The organism is uncultured Thiocystis sp. (assembly GCF_903866365.1).
Classification (GTDB): domain Bacteria; phylum Pseudomonadota; class Gammaproteobacteria; order Chromatiales; family Chromatiaceae; genus Chromatium.
Window position 1 is genome coordinate 1 of sequence record NZ_CAIPNF010000258.1, and the last position, 6,886, is coordinate 6,886.

Genomic DNA, 6,886 nt, shown 5'->3' on the forward strand with positions numbered 1-6,886 from the left:
CCGGGCATTGGAGCTTCCGGAAACTCTATCGCAGCCTGGTTTCGTGGTTTACCCGCGGCCTGCGTCGTCTGAAGCGGTGTCTTCAAAACGATCTGCCGTTGCCCGCCTTTCATGCCCGTGAGTAACTGATAGGTGATGAGGCGCCCTCACTCCGTCCCTGGCTAAAGCTCGTACCGCAGCGTCAGATACGCCGCCCGACCCGGCTGGTTGAAGAGATAGGCGGTCTCATATTCCTCGTCAAAGACATTTTCCAGCCGTGCCTGGAGCCGCAAGGCGGGCGTGATGGCGTATTCGGCCCGCAGATCGACCAGGGTGTAGCCATCGAGCCGCGTGCGGTTGGCCAGATCGTCGAAGCGGCGCCCAGCGACGAAGACTGTCGCGCCGGCCGACCAACGCTGGAACTGACGGTCGAGATCGAGCTGAAAGCTTTGCTCGGGCCGGCGAGGCAGCAGGTTGCCCTGGTTGGCGTCATCCGAGCGATTTTCCGGATCCAGCAGGGTCAGGCTGGCGCCCAGATCGAAATCCAGAATCCGCGCCGACCCGGATGCCTCGATTCCCTGGATGCGCGCATGGGCGATGTTGGCGGCGGCAAAAGTCGTAGCATCGAAGGCGATCAGATCATCGATCTCGGTCTGATAGAGACTGAGCCCCCAGCGTCCGGACGCCTCCGCGCCGAGCGGCAGTTTCCCGCCAAGCCCCAGTTCCAGACTGCGCGATTGTTCCGGGTCCAGATCCGGGTTGCCGAAGTTGGGGTAGTAGAGGTCGTTGAAGGTCGGCGCCTTGAAGGCCGTGCCATAGGATAGCGACACCTGGATTCCGTTGTCGAACAGATAACCGAGTGCCGCGTTGCCGGTGACATGGGCGCCAAACTGCTGATTCTCGTCCTGACGCAGGCTGAGTTTCAGATCGGTGGCGCCAAAACGGCCCTGATACTCGCCGAAGACGCCGAGATTGTCGCGCGCGTCCTCGTGGTAGTCGACCGTGCCATCGACCCGGTCGTTCAGATAATCGACGCCAAGCGTTGCAAGCTGCCCAGGCAGGATCGCGACATTGTTCTGCACCGAGAAGGTCTCGCGCTCGGTGTTGAAACTGTCGACAAAGAGGTCGTCGAGATCGATCGCCGCGTCTTCATAAAATGCGCGGTACTTGTCCCAACTGTACCCGGCGGCCAGAATCAGCGTCCAGGGTTCCAGCGGTTTCAACGTCGCCGAGCCGCCGACCACCTGCTGTTCGGCACGCGAGACGTTGCCGGAGAACAGCGAACCGTCGAAATCCGAACGGTTCTCGGAGCGCAGCAGATGCACATCGAGCTTGGCCGCCTCGCTGAATTCATAGCCGGCGCGCAGATTCACGCCGACATTGCGGTAGCCGTCGCGATCTGGCTGAGTGACCCCGCAGCCGGCGAAGGGTGAGGGGCGGCCATCGCAGGCGTTGATCCCGTCGGTGCGGTCCAGATTGACGCCCAGATTGAACCAGCCCTGGTCGCCGCCCCCGGACACCCCGGCGGAGACGCTGCCCGTGCTGAGGGTGCCCCCACCGATGCTTGCGCGGGCGGTCAGTGGACCGCCGCCCTGTTTGGTGAAGATCTGGATAACGCCGCCGATGGCCTCGGAGCCGTAGAGGCTCGACCGTGGACCGCGCACCACCTCGATGCGATCGATCTGCTCGATCGGCAGGTTCTGTAGCGGCGAGGTGCCCAGGGTCGCCGAACCCACCTTGACCCCGTCGATCAGGATCAGCACATGGTCGGCATTGGTGCCGCGCAGAAAGATCGAGGCCGGATGACCGGCGCCGCCGCTCTGGGCGATGGCAACGCCCGGAACGCCGCGCAGCAGATCCGGCACCGAGCGGGCCTGACGCCGCTCGATCTCGGCGCGATCGATGACGGTCACCGAGGCCAGGGTCTGACTTTCGGGTTCGGGCGTGCGGGTGGCGGTGACCACCACCGGATCCAGCGTCGTTGCGGTCTCGTCGGCGAGGGCAAGACTGGTCAGCGGCACGGTTAGCGCCACCAGCATTAAGGGATACTTCATGAACACACTCCAGCAACGACCCGAGCGCACCCGCGCGGGCCAATCCAGGGAGGGATCGGCGAGGAGTCAGGACGAGAGCGAGACCACGGACAAACGACGGGGGCCAGCATCCCGGCCTGCCGCCCCACGCGACCCCGGCGAGGAACAATCCACCATTCCGCACGGGAAAGGTCGACGGCTCCAGATCCTCTGGCCGGTCTCCGGGCTTACGAGCGGGTATCCCCAAACGCGACGCCTTCCCATGAGTGATCACAGTGGCATCTGGTCGCGTTTTGAACCGCATCCAGCGTCGGATGCGACTTCACTCGTCTACCGTTGCGGGGGCAGCGTCGGCATTGCGCATCCATGAAGGCGCGCGCACCGGCTTCCCGTTTAACCCATCAGGCGAAGGCCATCCGGGCACCGGAAGATCAAGCGGGCTATTTACGGCTTTTTTCGATGACGGGTCAATTGACAATTGTCATTCGGACATCGCATCATGTGGCGACCGGATGACATTCGGACAAGAATAACCCGCAAAGGGAGGATGGTCTGTCGGCACACCTTGCTGGCGGATTTTTGGGAGGAAAGGCCGCGAGCGTGCCCGATCGCCGGGCACGCGCGTTTCCTGGCTGGATCACTGAACCATCACGCCGCAGTACATCCACCGAGTCGCCCCGCTGCATCGCTCGGCGATACGTTTGCCCGTGCGCGATGACTGTCGATACCTTTGTTGATCCATCCGGCTTGCCGGCCTATCCTGTCGTCGGATCGACATTGGTTTTAACGGGAGTCGGAAAATGGCCGTTCAACTCGTCCGGAAATGGGGCAACAGTCCAGCCGTGCGGCTGCCTGCCGCCGTGATGGAGGCGGCGCATCTGAGGCTCGATCAAGCCGTCGAAGTGCGCGTGGAACAAGGTCGGATCATCATCGAGCCAGTCGCACCCTCGTATCCGCTGGATGCGCTTCTCGCGGGAATCACTGACCAGAATCGTCCTGACGAACAGGATTTCGGATTTGCCGAAGGCAAGGAACGGCTTTGATGGCAACGCCCTACGGTGCCGGATGAGGGCGATATCGTTTGGATGAACTTCACGCCACACAGTGGGCACGAGCAGGCTGGACGAAGACCAGCCGTCGTCTTGAGTCCCAAGGCGTATAACCGTCGCGCCGGGTTGCTCGTGTGTGTCCCCATCACCAGCCAGACCAAGGGCTACCCATTCGAGGTTGTGCTGGCGGGCGGAGACGCCAGCGGCGCGGCACTGTCGGATCAAGTCAAAAGCCTGGACTGGAAGACTCGGCAAGCCGAGCGCAAGGGTAGGGCGACAGTTTCCGAACTCATCGAAATCAAGGCCAAAATCAAGTCCCTACTGGGGCTGTAAACGGCGACCGCCATTCCCGGAACACCTGGCGTCGATGGCGCGTGAGAAGAAGGATGGACGGCGGGTCTGTTGATCAAAGACCGCGCGCCCGTCAAAAAGGCGCGCGTTTCCTAACTTACATCACGAAACGATCCATGATTTCACGCGAGCGAAATCATCAATAGTCCATATCATCCATGCCGCCAGCGCCTGGACCCGCCGCACCCTTTTCCTTCTTGGGCTCGTCGGCGACCATCGCCTCGGTGGTGATCATCAGACCGGCGACCGACGCGGCATTCTGTAGCGCGGTACGCGAGACCTTGGTCGGGTCGATGATACCCATCGCCATCATGTCGCCATATTCGCCGTTGGCGGCGTTATAGCCGAAGCTGCCGGTGCCTTCCGCGACCTTGCTCATGACCACGGACGATTCTTCGCCCGCGTTGGCGACGATCTGACGCAGCGGCTCTTCCATGGCGCGACGCGCGATGGCGATCCCGACATCCTGATCGGCGTTCGCGCCCTTCAGATCCTTGACCGCGCCGATGGCACGGACCAGCGCGACACCGCCGCCGGGGACGATGCCTTCCTCGACCGCCGCGCGCGTAGCGTGCAGCGCATCCTCGACGCGCATCTTCTTTTCCTTCATCTCCATCTCGGTGGCCGCGCCAACCTTGATGACCGCGACGCCGCCGGCCAGCTTGGCCAGACGTTCCTGCAACTTCTCGCGGTCGTAGTCGGAGGTGGTGTCCTCGACCTGGCTGCGGATCTGCTCGCAACGCGCCTTGATGTCGTCGTGCGAACCGGCGCCGTCGATGATGGTCGCGTCGTCCTTGCCGACCTGAATCTTCTTGGCCGAACCCAGCTCGTTCAGGGTCGCCTTGTCGAGCGACAGGCCGACTTCCTCGGCGATCACGGTCGCGCCGGTGAGGGTGGCGATATCCTGCAACATCGCCTTGCGACGATCGCCGAAGCCGGGCGCCTTGACCGCGCAGACTTTGAGGATGCCGCGCAGATTGTTCACGACCAGGGTCGCCAGCGCTTCGCCCTCGATATCCTCGGCGACGATCAGCAGCGGCCGACCGGCCTTGGCGATGGCTTCCAGGATGGGGAGCAGATCGCGAATGTTCGAGATTTTTTTGTCGTGCAGCAGGATGTAGGGATCTTCCAGATCGGCCTTCTGGCTCTGTTGGTTATTGATGAAGTAGGGCGACAGATAGCCGCGGTCGAACTGCATGCCCTCGACCAGGTCGAGTTCGTTGTTCAGCGACTTGCCTTCCTCGACCGTGATCACGCCTTCCTTGCCGACCTTTTCCATCGCCTCGGCGATGATGTTGCCGATCGACTCGTCGGTGTTGGCCGAGATCGTGCCGACCTGGGCGATTTCCTTATTGGTCGAGCAGGGACGGGAGAGTTTCTGGAGTTCCGCGACCGATGCCTCGACGGCCTGATCGATGCCGCGCTTGATGTCCATCGGGTTCATGCCGGCGGCAACCGCCTTCAGACCCTCGCGGACCATCGCCTGGGCGAGCACGGTGGCGGTGGTGGTGCCGTCGCCGGCGACATCGGAGGTCTTGGAGGCGACCTCCTTCACCATCTGGGCGCCCATGTTCTCGAACTTATCCTTGAGTTCGATCGCCTTGGCGACCGTGACGCCGTCCTTGGTGATGGTGGGCGCGCCCCAGGATTTCTCGATCACGACATTGCGGCCCTTGGGACCGAGCGTGACCTTGACGGCATTGGCGAGGATATCCACGCCGCGCAGCATCTTCGTGCGGGATTGTTCGCTAAAAAAAATCTGTTTTGCAGTCATGCGGTTCGAGCCTCGGTGAAGAATTGGGTGGTCAGCGATCGGTGGTTAGTGAAGCGTCGGCGGGTCGCTAGGCGATGACGCCCATGATGTCGTCCTCGCGCATCACCAGCAGTTTTTCGTCCGCCAGCTTGACCTCGGTGCCCGAATATTTCCCGAACAGCACCCGGTCGCCGACCTTGACGTCGAGCGGGCGCACGCTGCCGTTGTCGAGCAGCTTGCCGTTGCCGACCGCGATCACCTCGCCCTGGATCGGCTTTTCGGCGGCGCTGTCCGGAATCAGGATTCCGCCGGCGGAGGTGCGTTCCTCTTCGCTACGGCGGACAACGACACGGTCATGTAAAGGACGGAGTTTCATGGATAGCGATCTCCCTCGGGGAATCTCAGGGTTTGATGGAAACTGGGGTTGGTCAGGACAACCCGTCACTTGGCGCGAGGCTTGTTAGCACTCGATCCGTTAGAGTGCTAACAATGTAATGCAAAAACCGGCCTTGTCAAGCGACCTGGCTGATGGCGCTCTCGGCATGGCGAGCGTCGGAATTGCGAATCTTCAATGCTTACATCACGATATTGCTTAGAATTTTAGTTGGTTATCCCTCCACCGACGAACCATCCAGAGAGCATCAATGCAACAGTTCCTCCTGCAAGAGAAATACCCCGTCTATACCCTGGAAGTGCTGAAGACCGAGACCCGGTTCAGCGATGTCGACGCCATCATCGCCTATCTGAACGACTGCGTGAGCGAGCACAAAATCGCTCGACTCATCGCCACGTTCGATCATTTCGACCACACCAGCGCGCTCCCCGAGGGCGAAATCGCCAATGACATCCTGGCCGCCAAGCACATCATTTTCTGTTTCGGCACCCATCTGCCGAATGCCCATGTGATGGCCGTGCGCCCTCGTTCCATCGGCGTGGTCGAGAAGCCGGACAGCTTCGTGGTGACCTTTCTGGAAGCGCCCATGCCGCTGGCCAATCTGGCGATGGAGTCCTGGGTCAGGGCGATCGTCGATGTCGCGGACGAGTCTGCGCCCCTAGACGAGTAGGCCCCGTCGATCGCCCGATGCGTTGCGGATCTTGGCGGATCCGTGATGGCGGGCGCTCGGGCGTGCAAGAATTCCTGCCAGCCGGACGGTAAGGAGGTTAATCTTGTCGACTCTTCAATTCGACATGCGATCAGACTGACCAGCCCCCGTGACTCCCATTCAGATCCGCCGCATTCCGAACCATGCCGACATCGCGGCCGCCCAAACCCCCGCGGAACTGCTCGCCGCGCTCTATGCCAATCGCGGACTGACCGATGCGGAGGAGGCCGCGCCGGGGCTCGGCGCGCTGGAATCCATGGGCGCGCTGCACGGACTCGACCGGGCGGTGGCGCTGCTCGCGGACCAGCTTCGCGCCGGCGGTCATCTGCTGATCGTCGGCGACTATGACGCGGACGGCGCCACCGGCAGCGCGCTCGCCGTGCGCGGTCTGCGCGCGCTGGGCGCGGCGCGGGTGTCCTACCTGGTGCCCAGCCGCTTCGCCTTTGGCTATGGACTCAGTCCGGCGGTGGTCGAGGCGGCCCTGACGCAGCGCCCGGATCTCATCGTCACGGTCGATAACGGCATCGCCAGCATCGCCGGCGTCGCGCGGGCGCGCGAGTTGGGCATTCCGGTACTGGTCACCGATCATCATCTGCCCGGCGACCGGCTCCCGGACGC

General features: G+C 62.5%; 7 protein-coding genes and 1 riboswitch. Of the genes, 4 read left to right on the forward strand and 3 right to left on the reverse strand.

What is annotated here, in order from left to right; genetic code table 11:
- Positions 1-161 precede the first annotated feature (161 nt).
- Entirely contained in the window at positions 162-2,033 is a 1,872-nt protein-coding gene (gene btuB, locus QZY07_RS14235) for a TonB-dependent vitamin B12 receptor (RefSeq protein ID WP_295403949.1), read from the reverse strand.
- Between the two features lie 173 nt (positions 2,034-2,206).
- A riboswitch (cobalamin riboswitch) is annotated at positions 2,207-2,455 on the reverse strand.
- Between the two features lie 357 nt (positions 2,456-2,812).
- Between btuB and QZY07_RS14240 the strand changes: the two genes are divergently transcribed.
- Both QZY07_RS14240 and mazF read left to right on the forward strand, forming a co-directional pair.
- Positions 2,813-3,055 carry an AbrB/MazE/SpoVT family DNA-binding domain-containing protein gene (locus tag QZY07_RS14240; RefSeq protein ID WP_295403952.1) on the forward strand — a complete coding sequence of 81 codons (243 nt, stop codon included), beginning with the start codon at positions 2,813-2,815 and terminating at the stop codon, positions 3,053-3,055.
- A gap of 15 nt (positions 3,056-3,070) precedes the next feature.
- Positions 3,071-3,394, forward strand: coding sequence for an endoribonuclease MazF (gene mazF, locus QZY07_RS14245; RefSeq protein ID WP_295403955.1), 324 nt, complete (start codon positions 3,071-3,073; stop codon positions 3,392-3,394).
- A gap of 157 nt (positions 3,395-3,551) precedes the next feature.
- Here mazF and groL read toward each other — a convergent pair whose 3' ends face one another.
- Positions 3,552-5,186 (reverse strand): chaperonin GroEL, encoded by a 1,635-nt coding sequence (gene groL, locus QZY07_RS14250; RefSeq protein ID WP_295403958.1) that lies wholly within the window; start codon positions 5,184-5,186, stop codon positions 3,552-3,554.
- 67 nt (positions 5,187-5,253) lie between these two features.
- Complete coding sequence (locus QZY07_RS14255; RefSeq protein WP_014777259.1) at positions 5,254-5,541, reverse strand: co-chaperone GroES; 288 nt, start codon at positions 5,539-5,541, stop codon at positions 5,254-5,256.
- Between the two features lie 268 nt (positions 5,542-5,809).
- Here QZY07_RS14255 and QZY07_RS14260 point away from each other — a divergent pair, with 268 nt between their 5' ends.
- Both QZY07_RS14260 and QZY07_RS14265 read left to right on the forward strand, forming a co-directional pair.
- Entirely contained in the window at positions 5,810-6,229 is a 420-nt protein-coding gene (locus QZY07_RS14260; protein ID WP_295403963.1) for a DUF6858 family protein, read from the forward strand.
- A 148-nt stretch (positions 6,230-6,377) separates the two neighbouring features.
- Positions 6,378-6,886, forward strand: a 509-nt coding sequence (locus QZY07_RS14265; RefSeq protein WP_295403966.1) for a DHH family phosphoesterase, incomplete at its 3' end; no start/stop codon positions are given.

Excerpts from the sequence above, each read along its gene's own strand:
- btuB (WP_295403949.1), bottom strand. The coding sequence starts at position 2,033 with ATGAAGTATCCCTTAATGCTGGTGGCGCTAACCGTGCCGCTGACCAGT.
- QZY07_RS14240 (WP_295403952.1), top strand. The coding sequence starts at position 2,813 with ATGGCCGTTCAACTCGTCCGGAAATGGGGCAACAGTCCAGCCGTGCGG.
- groL (WP_295403958.1), bottom strand. The coding sequence starts at position 5,186 with ATGACTGCAAAACAGATTTTTTTTAGCGAACAATCCCGCACGAAGATG.
- QZY07_RS14255 (WP_014777259.1), bottom strand. The coding sequence starts at position 5,541 with ATGAAACTCCGTCCTTTACATGACCGTGTCGTTGTCCGCCGTAGCGAA.
- QZY07_RS14260 (WP_295403963.1), top strand. The coding sequence starts at position 5,810 with ATGCAACAGTTCCTCCTGCAAGAGAAATACCCCGTCTATACCCTGGAA.